The sequence below is a fragment of the Streptomyces sp. CNT360 genome, assembly GCF_000424785.1.
Genome location: NZ_AUKO01000002.1, coordinates 545,560 through 566,115 on the forward strand (window position 1 = coordinate 545,560; position 20,556 = coordinate 566,115).

19 protein-coding genes are annotated in these 20,556 nt (G+C 70.1%); 10 read left to right on the top strand and 9 right to left on the bottom strand.

From position 1 onward, the window contains the following. Positions 1-40 precede the first annotated feature (40 nt). On the bottom strand, positions 41-838 hold the full coding sequence (locus tag H297_RS0106860) for a metal-dependent hydrolase (RefSeq protein WP_027736428.1): 798 nt from the start codon (positions 836-838) through the stop codon (positions 41-43). Between the two features lie 232 nt (positions 839-1,070). Between H297_RS0106860 and H297_RS0106865 the strand changes: the two genes are divergently transcribed. Together H297_RS0106865 and tesB are read left to right on the top strand one after the other, a co-directional pair. Next, positions 1,071-3,599 (top strand): DEAD/DEAH box helicase, encoded by a 2,529-nt coding sequence (locus H297_RS0106865; RefSeq protein ID WP_027736429.1) that lies wholly within the window; start codon positions 1,071-1,073, stop codon positions 3,597-3,599. Between the two features lie 73 nt (positions 3,600-3,672). Continuing rightward, positions 3,673-4,584, top strand: a complete 912-nt coding sequence (tesB, locus tag H297_RS0106870; RefSeq protein WP_027736430.1) for an acyl-CoA thioesterase II — start codon at positions 3,673-3,675, stop codon at positions 4,582-4,584. A gap of 110 nt (positions 4,585-4,694) precedes the next feature. On the opposite strand, the gene H297_RS0106875 is transcribed toward tesB, so the two are convergent. Both H297_RS0106875 and H297_RS0106880 read right to left on the bottom strand, forming a co-directional pair. Further along, positions 4,695-5,696 (bottom strand): DUF6397 family protein, encoded by a 1,002-nt coding sequence (locus H297_RS0106875; protein WP_027736431.1) that lies wholly within the window; start codon positions 5,694-5,696, stop codon positions 4,695-4,697. A gap of 126 nt (positions 5,697-5,822) precedes the next feature. Further along, positions 5,823-6,215 (bottom strand): roadblock/LC7 domain-containing protein, encoded by a 393-nt coding sequence (locus H297_RS0106880; RefSeq protein ID WP_027736432.1) that lies wholly within the window; start codon positions 6,213-6,215, stop codon positions 5,823-5,825. A 160-nt stretch (positions 6,216-6,375) separates the two neighbouring features. Between H297_RS0106880 and H297_RS0106885 the strand changes: the two genes are divergently transcribed. Beyond that, positions 6,376-6,993: a class I SAM-dependent methyltransferase gene (locus tag H297_RS0106885; protein WP_027736433.1), complete on the top strand. Its 618-nt coding sequence runs from the start codon at positions 6,376-6,378 to the stop codon at positions 6,991-6,993. A 68-nt stretch (positions 6,994-7,061) separates the two neighbouring features. Here the strand turns inward: H297_RS0106885 and H297_RS0106890 are convergent, their stop codons facing one another. Further along, the gene (locus tag H297_RS0106890; protein WP_027736434.1) at positions 7,062-7,976 is read right to left on the bottom strand and encodes an oxygenase MpaB family protein; all 915 of its coding nucleotides are present in this window, start codon (positions 7,974-7,976) and stop codon (positions 7,062-7,064) included. 142 nt (positions 7,977-8,118) lie between these two features. On the opposite strand from H297_RS0106890, the gene H297_RS0106895 reads away from it, so the two are divergent. After that, positions 8,119-8,904, top strand: coding sequence for a hypothetical protein (locus H297_RS0106895; RefSeq protein ID WP_027736435.1), 786 nt, complete (start codon positions 8,119-8,121; stop codon positions 8,902-8,904). 105 nt (positions 8,905-9,009) lie between these two features. On the opposite strand, the gene H297_RS0106900 is transcribed toward H297_RS0106895, so the two are convergent. Next, positions 9,010-9,192 (bottom strand): hypothetical protein, encoded by a 183-nt coding sequence (locus tag H297_RS0106900; protein ID WP_027736436.1) that lies wholly within the window; start codon positions 9,190-9,192, stop codon positions 9,010-9,012. A 203-nt stretch (positions 9,193-9,395) separates the two neighbouring features. On the opposite strand from H297_RS0106900, the gene H297_RS0106905 reads away from it, so the two are divergent. Continuing rightward, positions 9,396-12,353 carry a DEAD/DEAH box helicase gene (locus H297_RS0106905; protein WP_027736437.1) on the top strand — a complete coding sequence of 986 codons (2,958 nt, stop codon included), beginning with the start codon at positions 9,396-9,398 and terminating at the stop codon, positions 12,351-12,353. Between the two features lie 50 nt (positions 12,354-12,403). Next, positions 12,404-13,813 carry an SWIM zinc finger family protein gene (locus tag H297_RS34995; protein WP_486589432.1) on the top strand — a complete coding sequence of 470 codons (1,410 nt, stop codon included), beginning with the start codon at positions 12,404-12,406 and terminating at the stop codon, positions 13,811-13,813. A 57-nt stretch (positions 13,814-13,870) separates the two neighbouring features. Here the strand turns inward: H297_RS34995 and H297_RS0106915 are convergent, their stop codons facing one another. From H297_RS0106915 to H297_RS0106930, 4 genes are all read right to left on the bottom strand, one after another. Further along, a complete protein-coding gene (locus H297_RS0106915) occupies positions 13,871-14,671 on the bottom strand; it encodes an SGNH/GDSL hydrolase family protein (protein ID WP_027736438.1) in 801 nt (266 codons plus the stop codon). A gap of 153 nt (positions 14,672-14,824) precedes the next feature. Then, the gene (locus tag H297_RS0106920; RefSeq protein WP_027736439.1) at positions 14,825-15,412 is read right to left on the bottom strand and encodes a hypothetical protein; all 588 of its coding nucleotides are present in this window, start codon (positions 15,410-15,412) and stop codon (positions 14,825-14,827) included. A 726-nt stretch (positions 15,413-16,138) separates the two neighbouring features. Continuing rightward, the gene (locus H297_RS0106925) at positions 16,139-16,375 is read right to left on the bottom strand and encodes a DUF397 domain-containing protein (protein WP_027736440.1); all 237 of its coding nucleotides are present in this window, start codon (positions 16,373-16,375) and stop codon (positions 16,139-16,141) included. A gap of 3 nt (positions 16,376-16,378) precedes the next feature. Continuing rightward, positions 16,379-17,251 carry a Scr1 family TA system antitoxin-like transcriptional regulator gene (locus H297_RS0106930; RefSeq protein ID WP_027736441.1) on the bottom strand — a complete coding sequence of 291 codons (873 nt, stop codon included), beginning with the start codon at positions 17,249-17,251 and terminating at the stop codon, positions 16,379-16,381. Positions 17,252-17,454: 203 nt separating this feature from the next. On the opposite strand from H297_RS0106930, the gene H297_RS35000 reads away from it, so the two are divergent. From H297_RS35000 to H297_RS35005, 4 genes are all read left to right on the top strand, one after another. Next, a complete protein-coding gene (locus tag H297_RS35000) occupies positions 17,455-17,904 on the top strand; it encodes an ATP-binding protein (protein WP_486589433.1) in 450 nt (149 codons plus the stop codon). Between the two features lie 178 nt (positions 17,905-18,082). After that, positions 18,083-18,856, top strand: coding sequence for a transporter substrate-binding domain-containing protein (locus tag H297_RS0106940; protein WP_027736442.1), 774 nt, complete (start codon positions 18,083-18,085; stop codon positions 18,854-18,856). Beyond that, positions 18,853-19,632, top strand: a complete 780-nt coding sequence (locus H297_RS0106945; protein WP_027736443.1) for an amino acid ABC transporter permease — start codon at positions 18,853-18,855, stop codon at positions 19,630-19,632. The genes H297_RS0106940 and H297_RS0106945 overlap by 4 nt, the downstream gene beginning before the upstream one ends. A 5-nt stretch (positions 19,633-19,637) precedes the next feature. Further along, entirely contained in the window at positions 19,638-20,516 is an 879-nt protein-coding gene (locus tag H297_RS35005) for an amino acid ABC transporter ATP-binding protein (protein ID WP_051351603.1), read from the top strand. Positions 20,517-20,556: the final 40 nt, after the last annotated feature.

Sequence of the window (20,556 nt, forward strand, 5' to 3'; positions counted from 1 at the left end):
GCTGCCCCCACCTGGCCGGGCGGCAGGACGGCGGGGCGGCTCAGGTGCCTATGAAACCGAGGGCGACCAGGCTGCCCGCTCCGCCGAGCACCATGAACGCGGGCATCAGCAGGGCGTTCTCCACCCAGGCGCCGGCGCGAAAGCGCATGAAGCGCGGCGTGCCCAGCGGGTACCACCGCTTGCCCGCTATCGGGATCGGCCACAGGATCGGGCAGCCGGAGACCGTCAGGGCGTCCCCGATGTTGTGCACCAGCGCGCCAAGGGCGATGGGTACCCCCATCCACAGGTACTCCTGGCCGTCGCCGGTGAACAGCCAGTCGGCCCCGTTGCCCGGCTCCTCCAGTATTCCTGCCAGAATCCAGGCGCAGGCCGCTCCCAGCAGCCACACCAGCACGTCGCTGGAGACCCGCGCCATGCGCCACAGCAGGCCCTCGACGGCGAGCACCACGTGGATGAAGAGGATGACCAGCACGGCCCACCGGCCCCAGAGGGCGCCGGCGGCCGAGAAGCCGGCGCCTATGAACAGGGCCCAGGGCCAGGTATGCGTCAACGTGCGGTGGCCTCCAGCACGGTGGCGCTCCCCCCGCGACCGGGTGCCGTTGTAGACCACCGTGGCGAGCTTGTCGATCACCCCGCACAGAATGTGGGAGAGGGGGCCGAAGGCCCGGGAGATCGTCGCCGACTTCTGATCGAGGTCCGGAGCCAGCGCGGCGCCGGCGCACAGCAGCGTGCCGATGACCACCACGGGCCAGGGCATCGGCTGGTCGAGCGCAGCCGCAGCAGCTCCCACACCGAGCCAGGCAGCGGCTCCCGACAGTGAGTGCGCCGGTCCCATCATGCGTATCCCCGCCTCGTTCTGTACAGCGTTCTGTACCTCGCGTCTGTCGCGGCCCTGCGGCCGGGACCGGGCCCCGCGCCCCCGCGCTGCTCATGCCCGGGCCTGACGCACGGTGGTCGTCACGGCCTGCCCGGTGGCCCGCCGTACCTGACGCCCGGTCGGCCACACAGCGTAGCGCTCGATGATCACGCCGAGCCCACCGGTTCCATGATCGGCAGGGGCAGAGGGCAGTATGGGGAGCGTGACAGCCACCCTTATCGACCAGATGCCGAGCGACGCCGACCCCGATGCCCTCTTCGAGTCCTTCTCCGGGTGGGCGGAGGAGCGAGGGATCTCGCTCTATCCCGCCCAGGAGGAGGCACTGATCGAGGTGGTCTCCGGGGCGAACGTGATCCTGTCGACGCCGACAGGGTCCGGCAAGAGTCTGGTCGCGGCGGGGGCTCATTACACGGCACTCGCCCAGGACAAGGTCACTTTCTACACCGCCCCGATCAAGGCTCTGGTCTCGGAGAAGTTCTTCGACCTGTGCAAACTCTTCGGCACCGAGAACGTGGGCATGCTCACCGGCGACGCCTCCGTCAACGCCGACGCGCCCGTCATCTGCTGCACCGCCGAGGTGCTGGCCTCCATCGCGCTGCGCGACGGGGCGGATGCCGACATCGGCCAGGTGGTGATGGACGAGTTCCACTTCTATGCCGAGCCCGACCGCGGCTGGGCCTGGCAGATCCCCCTGTTGGAGCTTCCCCAGGCGCAGTTCCTGCTGATGTCGGCGACTTTGGGAGATGTCACCCGCTTCGAGCAGGACCTCACCCGCCGCACGGGCCGTCCGACGGCTGTGGTGCGGTCCGCGACCCGCCCGGTGCCGTTGAGCTACGACTACCGCACCACCTCCCTGACCGAGACGCTCACCGAGCTGCTGGAGACGCACCAGGCCCCCGTCTACATCGTGCACTTCACCCAGGCGCAGGCGGTGGAGCGGGCGCAGGCGCTGACGAGTATCAACATGTCGACCCGGGCGGAGAAGGACGAGATCGCCAAGGTCATCGGTAACTTCCGCTTCACCACGAAGTTCGGTCGCAACCTCTCCCGCTACGTGCGCCACGGCATCGGTGTGCACCACGCCGGCATGCTGCCCAAGTACCGGAGACTGGTGGAGCGGCTCGCTCAGGCCGGTCTGCTGAAGGTCATCTGCGGCACGGACACCCTCGGCGTCGGTGTCAACGTCCCCATCCGCACCGTCCTGTTCACCGCCTTGACCAAGTACGACGGCAGCCGCGTGCGCACGCTGCGCGCTCGCGAGTTCCACCAGATCGCCGGCCGGGCCGGCCGCGCGGGGTTCGACACCTCGGGCTACGTCGTCGCCCAGGCCCCCGAGCACGTGGTCGAGAACGAGAAGGCGCTGGCCAAGGCGGGTGACGACCCCAAGAAGCGCCGGAAGGTCGTCCGCAAGAAGGCTCCGGAAGGATTCGTCAACTGGAGCCGGCAGACCTTCGAGAAGCTGATCGCCTCCGACCCCGAGCCGTTGACCTCCCGCTTCCGGGTGACCCACGCGATGCTGCTCTCGGTGATCGCGCGCCCCGGCGACGCCTTCACGCAGATGCGCCGACTGCTGGAGGACAACCACGAGGACCGCCGCTCGCAGTTGCGGCACATCCGGCGGGCGATCGCCATCTACCGCTCGCTGCTGGACGGCGGCATCGTCGAGCGGCTGGACGAGCCGGATGCCGAGGGCCGCACCGTCCGCCTGACCGTCGACCTCCAACAGGACTTCGCCCTCAACCAGCCGCTGTCCACCTTCGCACTCGCCGCGTTCGAGCTGCTGGACCCAGAATCGCCGTCCTACGCCCTGGACATGGTCTCCGTCGTCGAGTCGATTCTGGACGATCCGCGGCAGATCCTGGCGGCGCAGACGAACAAGGCCAAGGGCGAGGCCGTGGCCCAGATGAAGGCCGACGGGATCGAGTACGAGGAGCGGATGGAGCGGCTGATGGACATCAGCTACCCCCAGCCGCTGGAGGAACTGCTCTTCCACGCCTACGGCCTCTACCGCAAGTCCCACCCGTGGGTGGGAGACCACCCACTCTCCCCGAAGTCGGTCATCCGGGACATGTACGAGCGCGCGATGACCTTCAGCGAGTTCGTCTCCTTCTACGAGCTGGCCCGGACCGAGGGCATCGTGCTCCGGTACCTGGCAAGCGCCTACAAGTCCCTTGAGCACACCGTTCCCGACGACCTCAAGTCCGAGGACTTCCAGGACATCATCGAGTGGCTCGGAGAGATGGTGCGCCAGGTCGACTCCAGCCTGTTGGACGAGTGGGAGCAGTTGGCCAACCCGGAGGACGAGACGGCGGAGGAGGCGCAGGAGCGGGCGGACCAGGTCAAGCCCGTCACGGACAATCCACGTGCCTTCCGCGTCCTGGTACGCAACGCGCTGTTCCGCCGGGTGGAACTTGCCGCGTTCGACAAGTACGCCGAACTGGGCGAGCTGGACCAGGACGCCGGCTGGGACGAGGAGAGGTGGGCGGAGGCCATGGACGCCTACTGGGAGGAGTACGACGAGCTGGGAACGGGCCCCGACGCCAGGGGGCCGCGGCTGCTGCAGATCACGGAGGTGCCCGAGGACGGGTTGTGGCGCGTCCGGCAGACATTCGCCGACCCACGCGGCGATCATGACTGGGGCATCTCGGCCGAGGTCGATCTCGTGGCCTCGGACGAGGAGGGCCGTGCGGTGGTCCAGGTGACGGGCGTCGGCCCGATGTGAGAGCCGTAGCCGCCGCGACACCGGCCTGGGACACGAGAACGGCACGGCTGGACGCGAGAAAGGAACGCGCGAGATGACCGGGCCCAGCCCCGCGGAACGCCTTGTGGACCTGCTGAACCTCGAGGAGATCGACCTCAACATCTTCCGGGGCCGCAGTCCCCACGAGTCGCTCCAGCGGGTCTTCGGCGGGCAGGTGGCCGGGCAGGCGATGGTGGCTGCCGGCCGCACGGTGGACGACCAGCGCCCGGTCCATTCGCTGCACGCGTACTTCCTGCGTCCCGGCATCCCGGGCGTGCCCATCGTGTACCAGGTGGAGCGGGTACGGGACGGGCGCTCGTTCACCACGCGCCGCGTGGTGGCAGTGCAGCGCGGCCGCACGATCTTCAATCTGACCGCCTCCTTCCATGTGCGAGAGCCTGGATTCGAGCATCAGTTGCCGATGCCCGAGGTGCCCGAACCGGAGAGCCTTCCGAGACTGGCGGAGGAGATCCAGTCCCATCTGGGCTCCCTGCCCGAGCCGTTGGAGCGGATGGCGCGGCGTCAGGCCTTCGATCTGCGGTATGTGGAACGGCTGCGCTGGAGCCCGGAGGAGCTCGCCGACGTCGAGCCGCGCAGCGCCGTGTGGATGCGGGCGATCGGGTCGCTGGGAGACGACCCCCTCGTGCACACGTGCGCGCTGACGTACGCGAGCGACATGACGCTTCTGGACGCCGTGCGTCTCCCGATGGAACCGCTGTGGGGCGACCGCAACTTCGACACGGCGTCCTTGGACCACGCGATGTGGTTCCACCGGCCTTTCCGGGCCGACGAGTGGTTCCTCTACCAGCAGGAGTCCCCCATCGCGACCGGAGCACGAGGGCTTGCCCGTGGTCAGATCTTCGACCGGGAGGGCAAGCTGATCGTCTCTGTCATGCAGGAGGGGCTGTTCCGCCCGCACGGCGCCGCGCCGAACGGTTCCGCCCCTCGCCGGCCCGGCCACGACTGACCGGTGCCGTCAGCGACCGGATGGGCCTTCCTTCCCTGCACCGCTCCTGACATCGGCCTCGCTGCCGACCCGTCGGTCCGCGCGGCCCAGAGTCGTTTGTCGACCGCCCGTCAGTGTGCCGGCTGTGCCGCCGGCCGCGGCCGGCGGCGCCTGAGCAAGGACCAGCGCCTGCGCGGCACCGGAGCGGCGGGCTCCGGGGTGAGCGGACGCGGGGTTCCCGGGTGGGGCCGCCCCTGCCCGGGGTGCGGCAGGAAGGCCCGGGTCTGTGCCCGGTCCTCGCTGCGCCCCTGACCGCCGAAGGCCGGCCCCGCGGCAAAGCTGTCCGTCGAGAGCAACTCCGCGACCCGCGCGGCCTCTAGGTCGGCTTCCAGCATCAGCCGGTGCCGCCGCACCTCTTCCTCACCGCTGGCCAGACACAGCTTCTCCAGCAGCCCCCTGGTCGCCACCGACTCACTGCGCACCCGAAGCAAGCTGGGACGCAACTGCCTCAGCATGCGGCGCTCCACGGGATGCGGCACCGCCTCCGCCAAGGTGTCCTCGCTCAGCACTCCGGCCCTCGCGGCGGCCCGTTCCCACGGCGTGCCCGCCTGCCGGGTCAGCTGCTGCACACGCCGCGTCCGCCACTTCTCCGCGCGCTGGTCCGTGCCCGCCTGCAAGGCGGCCCGCATACCGACGGGCAGGCGCCCCGCCAACAGCGGGGCACTGTTCTCCGCGAAGTCCCGCAACTCGTCGGCGCGGTAGAGCCAGACGACGGTGCGGTACCGGTTCACATAGAGGCTGACCGGGCCGAGGCAACCCGCCCTGGCGAGGCGTGCGAAGCGTGCGGGGCTGATGTCCAGCAGCTCCGACGCCTCACTCGCCCCCATCACGCGCAGCCGCTCGCGCAGACCTCCGGGGAAGTCGGGAGCCCCCTTGATCCGCAGCAGCTCCTCGCGTGGCACCCGGCGGGGCTCCCCCGGCGCCGCAGGTACGGTGCGCACTTCGTCGAGCTGTACAGCCAGTTCGAGCTCCCGCAGCCCCAGGCCGAGCTCTTTGGCGGCCGTGCGCGGCGCCAGGTCTCCCGCGAGTGGGGAGGAGGCCGGTACACCGCGCCCGCCAGTCTTCTCACGCATCTTGTCATCCCCCGTCGTTGTCGGCTTTTCTTGCGTGACAACGACGGTAGCCCGCCCTCGACTTCTCCGCCGAGCCTGTGGATAACTCTGCGAAAGCGCAGGTCGTTCGGGTGTTTGCAGCCGCGGTCAGTCGTTCTTCCGGACGGCGAGCCCGAGGTGTTCGCCCACGCGGTTGACCAACAGGGTCATCTCGTAGGCAACCTGGCCGATGTCCGCCTCCGCCCCGGCCAGAACGCACAGGCAACTGCCGTCCCCGGCGGCCGTCACGAACAGCACGCCCTCGTCGAACTCGATCATCGTCTGGCGCACCCGGCCGGCCTTGAAATGCTGGCCGGACCCTTTCGCCAGGCTGTGGAGTCCCGAGGAGACCGCAGCGAGGTGTTCGGCGTCCTCGCGGTCGAGTTCCTGGCTGTTGCCCGTCACCAGCCCGTCCGTGGACAGGACCAGCGCATGCCGGACCGAGGAGATCCGCTTCGTCAGGTCGTCCAGCAACCAGTCAAGTCCAGTGTTCAGTGCCACCCCGCGCCCCCTTTTCCTCGGCATCCGCCGTGCCACCCTTACCCATGAGAGCACCGTCAGCAACCATGAGGTTCTGTTCAGTCGCACACAGTTACACCCCTGTCGCTCCTGTCACAGAGAACGCATCGACGGGAGCAGAACAGCCGAGTTGGATACACGTATGAGACATGACACGACAGGCGACCGGTCCGCGGTCCGGCGGTTCTTCGGCGAGCGTGCCGCGCGCTGGGACACACGCTTCCCCGACGACGGGCCCGCCTATGCCGCAGCCGTGGCCGAGGTCGGGCTGAGCCCGGGCAGCGCCGTGCTGGACGCCGGCTGCGGTACCGGCCGGGCCCTGCCCCCGCTCCGGGCCGCCGTCGGCCCGCACGGCACAGTGCTCGGCGCCGACCTCACCCCCGAGATGCTGGACCAGGTGGTGCGCGCCGGGCGGAAGGCGGCTGCCACCGGACTGCTGCTCACCGACGTCTCCCGCTTGCCGCTGCCGACCGGGTGTCTGGATGCGGTGTTCGGAGCCGGTCTCATCTCCCACCTTCCCGGGCCGGAAAGCGGGCTTCGCGAGTTGGCTCGCGTGGTGCGCCCGTGCGGACGTCTGGCGCTCTTCCACCCGGTGGGGCGCGCCGCGCTGGCGGCTCGTCAGGGGCGGAGGATCACCTCTGACGACATCCGCGCCGAACCACGCCTTCGCCCACTTCTGGCGGCAGCGGGCTGGCGACTGCTGTCCTACACGGACGAGGACGAGCGGTATTTCGCCCTTGCGGAGCGACAGCCGGAATGAGCGAGGACAACGGGCCAGGCGCAGCTCCGGAGTGCTCCGAGGGCAGCCACCGGCTCGGAGGGGACTTGTCAGCGCGGGCTCTCGTTCCCGGCGTGCGGAACGGGGCATGAGCCGGGACGCACGCCGCCGGAGCCCGGGAAGGTGCCGAGGTCGGCGGTCCGGTAGCCCGAGGGGTAGCCGGGGTAGCCCTTGATCTCGGGATTCTGCCGGGCGAAGTGAGGCCGCCGGCGGGGCGGCAGCAACCGCACGGTACTGGCACGCAACCGCAGCGCACCCCGCACCAGTCGGCGGGCTGCCGGCCTCGGCCGGGCGTAGCGGAAGGCCCTCAGCAAGGGGTCGTCCAGCAGTGCCAGGCTCGCGCGGCGCACCAGCGGAGCGAGCGGGCCCGGGTACCAGGACGCCATGAGGTCGAGCGTGGCGTCGGAGACCTTCCGGCCACCCTCGTCCCAGCCGAAGTGCGCCTCCTCGTAGTCGTCCAGGTACCGTTCGAACTCCTCGTAGGTGCGCGGCACTTCCTTGATGCCCATCCGCTGGCCCAGCGTGCGGTAGTAGTGGGCGACGGCCCGCAGTTCGTGCGGCGTCAGGCGGCGCCAGCCGAAGGAGTCGAGCCAGCGCTTCGGCACGACGACGAAGGTGCACAGCACGTAGCGCATGTCGTCGTCGGAGATGTCGTAGGCACGGTGCATCTGGTTGATCCGCCGGACGGCGGTACGTCCGTCCTCGCTGTCGAAGCCGTGCTCGACCACCGCATCCAGAAGCAGCGCCGTGTCGTCGTACCGCTTCTGGGTCCGGTCGGTGAGTTCGGCGGTCCGGGCCAGCAGACTGCCGATACTGGGCACCGCATAGGTGCGGTACAGCGCTAGTTCGAGCGCACGCGCGATGTCCCAGGGAAACTCATGAGCGGCGATCAACTGGTAGATCTCGTGTGCGTCCTGTTCCGGATCGAGTCGGAGGATGTGCCTGAGCCGGTCGTAGCGCCCCACGTTCGTGCCTCTCTCCTCGGGTTTCCCGGGGTCTCCTCGGGTTTCCTCGAATTGTGGCGTCCGTCGTGCACTGGTCACGTCTGTCGCGGACGCGTTCCGGCAGCTATGGTCACCGAGATTCGGTAGGAAGGGGAGACCGTCGGTGGCTGTGGAGGATCAGGATTCGCTCTATGTGCTGACTGCCGTACTGTTGACGCCGGCGCAGTTTCCGAGCGTGCTGGGTGACGACTACCCGGCCGTCTGCGAGGTGCTGGGGCTGGAGCCGTACGCCGAGGGATACGGCCTGGTCCTGGGGCAGGACGGAACGGGAGCCCGCTGGACCGTGGTGACCGAGGACGTGACCGAGGTTGCCTGCGCGGTGGCCTCGTGGGACTGCGGCATGGAGCACGACCTGTCCCCCGACGAGCGGCACATCGTCACCGCGCTGCCGGGCTGGCCCCTCTCGCTGGCCGTCTCCGCACCGGGCGTGCCGGAGCCCCACGACCCGGCGCCGGAGCCCGGGGAAGGCGGGGACAGGGTGGCGCTCTCGCCGCCGGACACCTCCGTGTGGGGGCCTGCCCAGCGGCGGCTGGGCGCGGACGAGATCGCTCTGCGCTGGGCACAGTGGCGGGCGGAGGTCGAGGAGGGTGTCGAGTTCGTCGACAAGGGCGGCGAGCCCGATCCCCAGGTACGGCGCGTGCTGGAGGAAGTCCGCGGCTATCTCGCGTCTCCCCCACCACCCGGACGGATACGTTCGGCGTTCGCCTCCGGCGAGGCCCGCACGCTACGCGCGGACGGACCGGGCTGGAGTGTGGTGGCACGCACGGACGACATCGCGTTCGTGTTGCTGGACGAGGCGCCCGGGGAGGTGCGCCCGGTCGGCCGCGGGAGCGAGCTCCCCGAGCTCCTGAGCGCTCTGGAAGGCGTCGCCGTGCGCCCGGCCGCCTAGGGCATCGGCAGGGCGCCGGGACGGCGACGGCACGACATCCCACTCCCCTGCCTCCGGGAGCCCGGGTGGGCCCCGGAGCGTCCTCGACGCCGGCTCAGGACGCGACTACCTGCCCAGTTCCTTGCGACTGACTCTGCGCAGCCTCCGCCGCTGGGAGGGGTCGAGCGCCAGATAGGCGACGGTGGGCACGCCCACGATCACGATCAGCGCGATCCAGAACGACGTCAGCCACCACAGGAGCAGCCCCACCGCGACGCCGCCCACGGCCACCTTGGCTCGGTTGGTCATCTTGATTCCTCCTCGCACCTGCGGCGCGCCAGGTGCCGTTCGCCCGGTGTCCGCCTCTCACTCCATTGAACGCCATGCGCGGCCGGCAGGTTCCCTCGTAGCCTTGCCACGGCTCCGCCCGCCGACGCATCGCGATCCCGGCCGGGGGTGAGGTACCCTCGGCCGCCCGCTCGCTAGTCAAATTTGAGGAATGCGTCAGCACTGTGGCCGAGACCTTGGCAAACCCCTCCTCGATCTCCCAGCTCAAGCGCTGTGCGGCCGTCTTTCTGGCGGCCGATCCGCCCCGCCTCTCCCGCGTCGCGTTCTGGCGTCCCGACGGAGCGCCGCCACCTGGGGAGAGCGAACCTTTGACGATCCTGACGCCCGGGGGCTCGTCCACGCCGACCCGCTCGGTTCCGGCACTGATTCTCCCCGTGGAAGACGCGCTCCCGGTCCTCACCCGGGCCTACGCGGACCGTCAGGACGACTCCGTGAACGCTGCCGCTGCCTTCTGGGGAGCGGCAGCGCTGCATGCTCTGCGACTCGCCGCCCAGGGCCGGCTGCTGCCCTCGCTGAGCCCGGCGGGATACGACACCTGGCGGCTGGGTCCGCTCACCGCCGCGGACGACGCCGTCCTCGGCGACCTCGCAGCCGCGATGCCGCCCGGCGCCCACTGCGTCCCCCTGCCAGGGGAAACCGCCCCGCGCATGCCGGCTCCGGGTCCTTCGGTGCGGGCCTTCCTCGACGCCGTCGCGGACGGTCTCCCACGTACTCCGGCGGCATCCACGGCCGCCGCGTCCTCAGCCTTCGCCGGCACCGAGCCGACCGCCGTTCCCGAGCTGCGCCCGTGGATCGCGGAGGTGACCGCCGGACTCGACGCGGGGATCCGTATCTCCCTCCGCATCGAGGTGAGGGGGCTGCCGACCTCCGAGAGGGATACACGCGGGCAAGGCGTCCCCGACGAAGACACCGCAGGTGCGGCATCGCCCGATCAGACCGCCACCGGTGCCCGCCCGCGCTTCCACGCGGTGGTTCAGGTCCATTCGGCCACGGACGGTGCCCTGGTCGCCGATGCCGCCGAGGTGTGGGCAGGCACGTCCGCGACCGCCAGGCGTTTCGGCCCCGAGGCGCGCAGCCGGATGCTGCTGACCCTGCGTCGCGCGGCGGCTGCCTGGGAGGCGCTCGCTCCGCTGCTGTCCGCCGCGGTCCCCGACACCGTCGAACTCGCCGACGAGGAGATCGCGGAGCTGCTGGGTGATGCGGTACCGCGTGCCCTGGCCGCGGCCGGAGTGCGGGTGCACTGGCCCCGCGAGTTCGCGCGCTCGCTGACGTCCCGCGCCGTGATCGGCCCCGGTGACGACACAGCGGAGGAAGCGGCTGCGCCAAGGAGGCGAGGCGGGAGCAGCGGGCCGCCGTCGGTGCTGTCGCCCGAAGCGCTGCTCCGATTCGACTGGCGGTTTGCCGTGGGTGGCCGAGAGGTCACCAGAGAGGAACTCGCCCAGCTCGCGGAGGCCGGCCGGCCTCTGGTGCGACTGCGCGACCAGTGGGTGCTCATCGACCCGGAGCAGGTCCGCGCGGCGAGGCAACGCAAGGATCGCGAAGTCGGCGCTCTGGAGGCGCTGGACGCGGTCCTCACCGGCGCCACGGAGCAGGACGGCGAACAAGTCGAGGTGGAGGCCACCGGATGGCTGGAGAGGCTACGAGAACGTCTCTGTGACCCGGAGCGCCGTGAGGTACCTCCGCTGCCGCCGCCGGCCGCACTCGACGCGTCACTGCGCGACTACCAGTTGCGCGGCCTGGACTGGCTGCACCGTATGACCTCGCTCGGTCTGGGCGGCTGTCTGGCCGACGACATGGGGCTGGGCAAGACGATCACCCTCATCGCGCTCCATCTGCGGCGGCAGGAGACCGACGAGACAGCCGGACCGACGCTGGTCGTCTGCCCGGCCTCCCTGATGGGCAACTGGCAGCGGGAGATCCAAAGGTTCGCCCCGGGCACACCCGTGCGCCGCTACCACGGCCCGGGACGTTCCCTGGAGGACCTGCGCGAAGGCGAGTGCGTGCTCACCACGTACGGCACGATGCGCCTGGATGCGCCCCGGCTGGCCCCCGGCGCCGATCAGCCGTGGGGCATGGTGGTGGCGGACGAGGCCCAGCACGTGAAGAACCCGTCCGCCGCCACTGCCAAAGCGCTGCGGACGCTCCCCACGCGAGCCCGCGTGGCGCTGACGGGCACCCCCGTCGAGAACAATCTCTCCGAACTGTGGGCGGTGCTCGACTGGACAACCCCGGGCCTCCTGGGCCGGTTGGGCACCTTCCGCCGCCGCTATGCCGACGCGGTGGAGGACGGTGACCCCGCGGCAGCCGAACGGCTTGCCCGACTGGTGAGGCCGTTTCTGCTGCGCAGGCACAAGACCGACCCGGGCATCGCTCCCGAACTGCCCGCCAAGACGGAGACCGACCGGGCGGTCGCCCTCACCGCGGAACAGGCCGGGCTGTACGAGGCCGTGGTCCGCGAGAGCCTGGCGGCGCTGCGGGGCACCGGCGGGATCGAACGACGCGGACTGGTGGTCGGCATGCTGACCTCGCTCAAACAGATCTGCAACCACCCGGCCCAGTTCCTCAAGGAGGAGGACGGCCGGCTTCCGGGGCGCTCCGGAAAGCTGGAACTGCTGGACGAGCTGCTCGACACCCTGCTCGCGGAGGAGGCGAGCGTGCTCGTCTTCACCCAGTACGTACAGATGGCCCGCCTGTTGGAGCAGCATCTGTCCGCACGCCGTGTGGCCATCCAGTTCCTGCACGGCGGCACACCGGTGGCGCGGCGTGAGGAGATGGTCCGCCGGTTCCAGGACGGCGCCGCTCCGGTCTTCCTGCTCTCCCTCAAGGCAGCGGGAACGGGCCTCAACCTCACCCGTGCCAGCCATGTCATCCACTTCGACCGCTGGTGGAACCCCGCGGTCGAGGCGCAGGCGACCGACCGTGCGTACCGCATCGGACAGACGCAGCCCGTACAGGTGCACCGTCTCGTGACGGAGGGCACCATCGAGGACCGCATCGCCGGCATGCTGCGCCGCAAACAGGCACTGGCGGACACCGTGCTGGCCTCGGGCGAGGGCGCGCTGACAGAGCTGTCCGACGCCGAACTCGCCGACCTGGTGCAACTGCGGAGAGCTGAACGTTGAACGGGTACGACCCGACGCACGCGTACGGTCCGAAGAACGAGGGGGACGGAATGACAGGCGACGACTGCCCTGCGGACGCGTTGGACGAGGAGAACCCGATCCCCGAGGACGGTGCGGCGAGCGGCGCACGGGAGCGTGTCTTCGCGCCGCTGCCGCCCTCCGCAGGGCGGGGCTTCGCCCGCACCTGGTGGGGCCGGACATGGCTCACGGCGCTGGAGGAGAGTGCGCTCGACGGGAAAGAACTCAAGCAGGGCAGACGGCTCGCCCGGCAGGGGGCCGTCGGTGCCGTCTCCGTACGCCCCGGCCGCCTCACGGCAGTCGTACGCGGGGCCGACCGCGCACCGTTCCGGGCGGACGTCCTGTTGCGTGAGCTGGACGCGGACGAGTGGCACAAGCTGGTGGAGGTGATCGTCGCCCAGGCCGGTCACATCGCCGCCCTGCTGGACCGTGACATGCCACCCCGTCTGGCGGAGGACGCCGCCGACGCAGGTCTCGGACTGTTGCCGGGAATCGGCGACCTGGACCCGGAGTGCACCTGTGGGGCCTGGGACCACTGTCCGCACACCGCCGCGCTCAGCTACCAGACGGCACGCCTGTTGGACGAGGACCCGCTGGTGCTGTTGTTGCTGCGCGGCAGAGGGGAGACCGAGCTGCTGAACGCTGTGCAGGAGCGCAGTTCGGTCCGGGCGGCGCAGCAGTCGGCGGACGCGGGCCGGAGAGCTGTCGAGGCGGTACCCGAAGGGATCGACGCTGCCGAGGCGTTCGCGCTGGGGGCCGTGCTGCCACCGCTGCCCGCCGTGCCACCGCTGACGCACGAACCCGGCCCGGCCGCAGCGCTGCCCGACAACATCTCCGTATGGTCCGACAGTGCCTGGGACCCTCCAGGGCTGGATCCCGGGGCGCTGGGCTTTCTCGCCACGGACGCCGCCACCAGGGCGCGCCGCATGCTCGCGGAGGCCCTCGGGGCGGGACACCGCACGAGCCGGCCGGCGCGCCCGCTCACCGCCTGGGAGGACACGGTACGGCTCGCCGCCGCTGCCCCTGGCTCCACGGTGACCGCGCGGCTCGCGGAGGGCTGCGGGCGCACCACAGGAGAGCTGGAGACCGCCGTACGGGCCTGGCAGTGCGGCGGCCCGGACGCGCTGACCGTGCTGGCCGAGGACTGGTCCCCGACGTCCGCAACCCTCACGGCTGCGCAGCAGCAACTGGACGCCGCCTGGGCCGGGGAGGAGGAGGCCCGCCCCACGTTGCGGGCCACGGGCGCTCGCTGGACCGAGGCGGCAACGGGCGCCCAGCTCCGTTACGGGCCGGACGGCCGGTGGTGGCCGTTCCGCAGGCAGTGGAGCCGGTGGTGGCCGGCCGGTGGCCCGGAGCGGGACCCCGCCGAGGCACTGGCCGTGGCGCTGGCGGACGAGCACGACCAGGTGGCGGACGAGCAGACGGCCTCCGGGGCGAACTGAACACGAGTGTGCCGCCGCCTCGTCGCCACGAGACGGCGGCACACACGTTGGGGGGTGTCAGACCAGGCCCTCCAGGACGGGGAGGTAACCGCCCGACTGCCCGGCGGCGGTGGGGTGGTAGGACTCGTCCACGGGGATCGTGACGCTGTGCAGCCACTCGTCGCCCGAACAGATCTCGTGCCCGGTGAAGGCCGGCCGGACGTCGCCGAAGCTGTAGCCGTGGTCGGCCGCGCGCTTGGCGGCGACGTCGTTGAGGTCGTCGGAAGCCGCGTTGACGGCCGCACGGGACTTCTCGCTGATGCCGACGGAACAGTCGCCGTCGAGCTTGTAGATGTGGGGGTAGCCCAGCACCACGACCTTCGCCGAAGGCGCCTTGTCGCTGATGGCGTTGTAGACGGTGTCGAGCTTGCCGGGGAGTGTGTTGGCGATGTAGTCGCGGGCCTGCTGGATGCGGGTCAGGCAGGCGCTCTCGCCCTGGGAGACGCAGACGGTCATGGCGTCGGCGAACCCGGCGTCGTTGCCGCCGATGCTGATGCTGACCAGTCCGGTGGAGGCGTTGAGCGGGCCGAGCTGACCGGCCAGCACGTCATCGGTACGCGCCCCGGAACACGCGGTGAAGTCGAACGAGGAGGGGGAGTTGGCGGCGCGCCAGAGTTGGGAGTAAGCGTTGGCGCTGCGTTTGCAGTCGCTTCCGTCGTAGTCCCCGGCGCCCACTCCGGAGGAGTAGGAGTCACCGAGGGCTACATAACCGGTGGCTGCGGTCTCGTCGGCCGATGCGGCGGTGGCACCGGTGAGGGACGACAGTCCGAGGAAGACGGCGACGGCGGTGGCCGTGGACGCCCATCTGTGCAGCTTCATGGGACCTCTCAATGGATGACACGGAGGAACTGCTGTCACTTCAGACGCGGCGGATTTACCCCGCGCCCGATGCGTCCATGCCAAATATGGAGTCCCAACCGAGGTGCTGCGTGGTCGCGTTGGGGCAACCGGGAGCGCGCACCAGGGTTCCTTTCACGCCAGAGGCTTGTGGAGCTTCTGGTCCTTTCCGGCCGTCAGGCTGCAGGTGACGTAGTCGAATCCCTTGCCGACATTCTGCGCCTTCGGGTACGAGATGAGCGTGCCGCCCACCGTACCGTTGGGCTGCTTCGCCGCCTTGTCGCGCAACGGGGAGCGGCAGAGCGAGTCGGCCTTCTGCTGCACCGCGTCGTCGGTGCTGTAGTCGCCCGTGATCTTCTTACGGGTCACGACCTCCGCGTCGTGCGGGCTGTCACACTCGCGTGTCTCGACCGATCCCTCGCGCTTCGTGGAGCGGTCGTAGCAGTCACCGACCTGCAGCAGGAAGGACGGCAACGGGACGTCGCTCGCGTCCTCGTCGGGGTCCTCGGACGGCAGGTCGTCCTCCCCCGGCGCCGGGAAGTCCGTGGCCCCGCCGTCGTCCGGGTCCTCGGAGGGCAGGTCCGTCCCCTCCTCGGAGGGCGAGGGGGAATGTGCGGCCGAGGGCTTGTCGTCGGCCCTGTCGTCCTTGCCCGAGTCCCCACGGGTGAGATACAGGACGGACGCGGTGATGAGGGCCAGAGCGACGACAGCTGCCGCTACCACCGCGGCGACGGTCCTGCCCCGGTTGCGGCCCGGTGGCGGCGAGGGCGGCCAGCCACCCGGCGCGGGCGGACCGAAGCCGCCGGAACCGGGAGGTCCGAACCCCGGCGGCGGTTGAGCAGGAGGCTGCGGGCCGCCCGGCGGCGGATGACTCGGTGGCGGTGGCGGCATCGTCATGGCACGCCACTCTGTCATGACGCGCTCACTGCGCGCGATCTGATTGTGCGACAGGTATGCCACCGCACCACGAGGGCGACCGCACCTGTACGGACAGCGACCTACGCTCCCGTACGTACGCCTCGCACGCCGAGGTCGAGCGCGCCGGCCAAGGCGCCCCCTCCTCCCCGGGCCGGTGGAGCAGCGCGGTCGACGCCATGCAGACTCCCCACGTGCGCTCCCAGGAGAGCGGCGCCCTCCCGCACGTGCGCCGGGCCGGGTTGAGGCGCGGGCAAAGGGGCCAGCGCTGCGGGTGGAGGCGGAGGAGACGAGGTGCTGGTTGACGGCGCGCGGCTGGACCAGTGAGCGCTGGGACGCGGCCCGGCGCACCACGGATCGGGTACAAGGGGGCCGTGTGGGCCGACCTCGACCACGGCATGCAGCATCGGCTCGCAGGCGTGCGGTCCGGAGGTGCTGCCGCAGCACCGATCGGCAGCCGGTCCGGCACGGTTCTGTCTCACCTTCCGGGAGGTGCCCGCCCCGTGGTGGACCGGGCGGAAGGCGTCGGGGCGGTCAGGCGACCAGGAAGTCGGCCTCGCCTGCCTTGACGGCCCGGATGAAGCCGGAGATGTCGCTGCGGCTGCAGATCAGGGCGGGTCCGTCGGGGTCGGTGGACTGGCGCAGCGCGACCCGCCCGTCGGCGAGCTCCAGCGCTTCCACGCAGCTCCCCCCGTTCCCGCCGCTCCAGGGCTTGCGCCAGCCTTCGCTGCCGAGATGGGTGGCGGGCATTCCGTTGTAGATACGGCCCATGGCTCAGATCTCCTTGCGCAGTGCACTCAGGACCGCCCGGGTCCGTGCCAGGGGCACGGCCTGGGCGCTCATCCGGTCCAGCGCCTCCAGGAACATGCTGACGTCGTCCCGCTGGTCGAAGTAGACCGCTCCGACCAGACTCTCGGAGCAGACCATGTCCGGCAGTTCGTCGAGAGGGAACCGGAAGAGGTGGAACGGCCCGTACATGGCCGGGTGGGGGCCCGCGCTGAACGGCATGATCTGTAGTGCGATGTTCGGCCGTTCGGTCGCCTGGAGCAGCGCGTCGATCTGCTCGCGCATCACGTCGGGACCGCCGAGGTTGCGCCGCAGAACCGTCTCGTCGATGACGCTCCACAGCAGCGGCGGGTCGGTCTCCCGGGTGAGGACGGTCTGGCGTTCCATGCGCAGTGCCACGCCGCGCTTGACCTCGCCTTCAGGGGCGTGCGGCATGCCGGCGCGCAGGACGGCACGCGCGTAGCTCTCGGTCTGCAGGAGGCCCGGGATGTAGTGCGGTTCGTAGGAGCGGATGACCTCCGATTCGCTCTCCAGGCTCACGAAGACGCTGAACCACTCGGGCAGCACGTCGCGGTAACGGTGCCACCAGCCGGGCTGGTTGGCCTCGCGGGCGAGCGAGACGAAACCGTCGATCTCCTCCTGGTCGGTCACCCCGTAGGTGCGCAAAAGTTTCTCGACGTAGGGGACCTTGAGGCCGACTTCGGCCTTCTCCATCCGGCGGATGGTGGCGTGGGTGACATCGAGGGCTCTGCCGGCCTGCTCGAAGGTCACTTGCGCACGCTCCCGCAGGTGCTGCAGACGCTTGCCCAGCACCACACGCAGCACGGTGGGCGCTCCGCCGCCCGTCCGTGTATCCGCCACAGTCGCTCCCCTCCAACGGACGTCAACGATCCGAAGTCTGGCACGGGACCGCCCTCGTGCACACCCTGTCAATCGCTTCTCTGCAATTCACAGATTGATCCTTGCCATACGCGAGTGTCGAACCGCATAGTGGAGCCGTGGCTGCCCCCCATGACGCCCTGCCCTTAGACCACCGGCCGAACGGCGCACCGACGACGCGCCCGTTGCGTGACGCGTTCCATCTTCCGGCCCGGAACACCTCCGTCGCTGTCGCACGCGCCCGCGTGCTGGAGAGGCTGCGGGAGTGGTATGTCGACGACGAGTCCAGCGCCGATGCCCAACTGCTGATGTCGGAGCTGTTCACCAACGCGGTACGCCACACGGACAGCGAGAAGGTGAGCTGCGAGCTGTGGGTCATAGGGGTACGGCTGCGGCTCGAAGTGACCGACGAAGGCGGAGGCGGTTCCGCCGCACGCGTCGAGCGGGCGGTCGTTCCCCCACCCGGAGACGACGAGGGCGAGTGCGGGAGGGGTCTGCTGCTGGTGAGCGTGCTCGCCGACGACTGGGGCATACGCAAGGCCCACGCGGTCGGCTCCGAGCTCGTGACGGGGCACGCGGTGTGGGCCGAACTGGAATGCCACAGGACCCAGGACCGCTCCGAGCCACAGTGCTGACCCGGCCGCACCGGACGCTTCCACCCCGTACGCACCGCTGACACAGACTCCGGCCGATGGCAGGATGCACGGCATTTACCGGCCAAGATCGGGCTCCATTGCCGACCTGTCCTCTCGTGGAGGCGCTGTGTCCGCACGACCCGCGCGTAAGCAACGGCACGGGATATCTCCCGTCTCTTTGACGGCGATACTGGCAGCCGCCGTGACGGTGGCCACCGCCTGCACCAGCACCAAGACTTCCGGCAGCGGAGGCGAGGAGATCTCCCTGGTGCACTCCGGAGAACTCACCACCTGTACTCACCTGCCCTACATGCCCTTCCAGTTCAAAAAGGGCAAAGAGATCGTCGGTTTCGATGTCGACCTGGTCGACCTGGTCGCCGAGGACCTCAAGGTGAAGCAGAAGATCGTGGACACCCCCTTCGAGGGCATCCAGACCGGGGAGGATCTGAACGCGGGCAAGTGCGACCTGGCCGCCGCGGGCATGACCGTCACCGCGGTGCGCGAGAGGAACCTTGACTTCTCCCGGCCCTACTTCGAGGCGACACAGGCCCTGCTCGTCAAGAAGGACGAGCAGGTCGACTCCCTGGAGGCGCTCAGGGGCAAGAAGCTGGGAGTGCAGCAGTCCACCACGGGTGAGGAGTACGCCAAGAAGCACGCCAAGGGTGTCAGGACCGTTCAGTTCGAGGATCTCGGGCTGTTGTTGACCGCGGTCAAGACAGGCAAGGTCGATGCGGGCATCAACGACAACGGGGTGCTGTACGACTACGCGAAGAAGAACCCCGACACCCGGGTCACCACCGAGTTCGACACCGGGGAGCAGTACGGCATCGGTGTCCGTACGGGCAACGACGCCCTGCGCAAGCAGATCAACAAAACGCTCAAGAAGGCCAGGGCCGACGGGCGGTACGACAAGATCTACAAGAAGTGGTTCGGCAAGGAGCCGGGCAAGTGAGCCGCAGGAACCGCACACGGGCCGTGCGCACCGCCCAGTACGGCGTGCTCGTCCTCGCCGCCGTGGTGGTGGCCCTCGCCGCCGACTGGGGCGAACTGCAACGGGCCTTCTTCGACGTCGAGGTCGCCAAGGAACAGTTCCCGGACGTGGTCACGACCGCCCTGGTCAACACGGTCGTCTACACGGTGCTCGGGTTCGGCTTCGGGCTGGCGCTGGGGCTGCTGCTGGCTCTGATGCGACTGTCCCAGGTGTGGGCGTACCGCTGGCTGGCCGTCGCCTACATCGAGTTCTTCCGGGGTGTGCCCGCGCTGCTGGTCTTCATCGCTCTCGGCTTCGGCGTGCCGCTGGCCTTCGAGGTGTCGATCAACCAGTACGTGACGGTGATGCTGGCCCTCGGCCTGGTGGGCGCCGCCTACATGGCGGAGACGATCCGTGCGGGCATCCAGGCCGTGCCCAAGGGGCAGACGGAGGCGGCGCGCTCGCTGGGCATGTCGCCGCCGCGCGCCATGGTCTCCATCGTCGTTCCGCAGGCCTTCCGCATCGTGCTGCCTCCGCTGGCCAACGAACTCATCCTCCTCACCAAGGACTCCTCTCTCGTGTATCTCCTGGGCCTGTCGATGGACCAGTACGAACTGGCGAAGTTCGGGCGGGACGCGCTCAATCAGAACCGCAGCCTGACGCCGATCCTCATAGCCGGCCTGTTCTACCTGGCGATCACGCTGCCACTGGGTCACCTGGTGCGGCGCCTGGAGGCCCGCACGGCGAGGGCGAGGTGAGCGGCATGGCCGAAGCGGAGCGAGCGGCCGAGTCGGCCGCGGAGGGCTCGGCGGCCATCGAGATCGCGGGGCTGCGCAAGGCGTTCGGTGAGGTGGAGGTGCTGCGCGGCATCGACATCACCGTGCGGCGCGGTGAGGTGGTCTGCGTGATCGGGCCGTCCGGATCGGGCAAGTCGACCCTGCTGCGCTGCGTCAACCTGTTGGAGGAGCCGACCGCGGGCACCGTGCGCGTCGCCGGAGTCGAGGTCACCGACCCGGACGTCGACATCGACCGGGTACGGCAGCGCATCGGCATGGTCTTCCAGGCCTTTAACCTCTTCCCGCACCTGTCCGCGCTGGGCAACCTGACGATCGCCCAGCGGCGCGTGCTGGGCCGCGGCAGAGCGGAGGCGGCCCAGGTGGCGCGGCACCATCTGCACCGCGTCGGGCTGACCGAGAAGGCCGACAGCTACCCGGCGCAGCTCTCCGGGGGCCAGCAGCAGCGGGTGGCCATAGCCCGCGCGCTGTCCATGGGTCCGGAACTGATGCTGTTCGACGAGCCGACCTCCGCCCTGGACCCGGAACTGGTCGGCGACGTGCTGGCGGTGATGCGCGGCTTGGCGGACGAGGGCATGACGATGCTGGTCGTCACCCATGAGATGAGCTTCGCCCGTGAGGTGGCCGATCGCGTGATCTTCATGGATGCCGGCGTCGTCGTCGAGGAAGGGCCTCCCGAACAGGTGGTGGCGGAACCCCGGCAGCCGCGCACCCGCGCCTTCCTCTCCCGGATCCTCGACCCGGCGGCGGCCGACGTGCTGGAGCAGACGCCCGCCGGAAGGGGCGACCCCACGGGGTCGGCCAAGGAGCCTCCCAAGGACGGCGACACCGGCCGCACGTCACCCTGACGCCGGCGCGGCGCGCGGCGCTCCGAGGCCGACGCGAAGC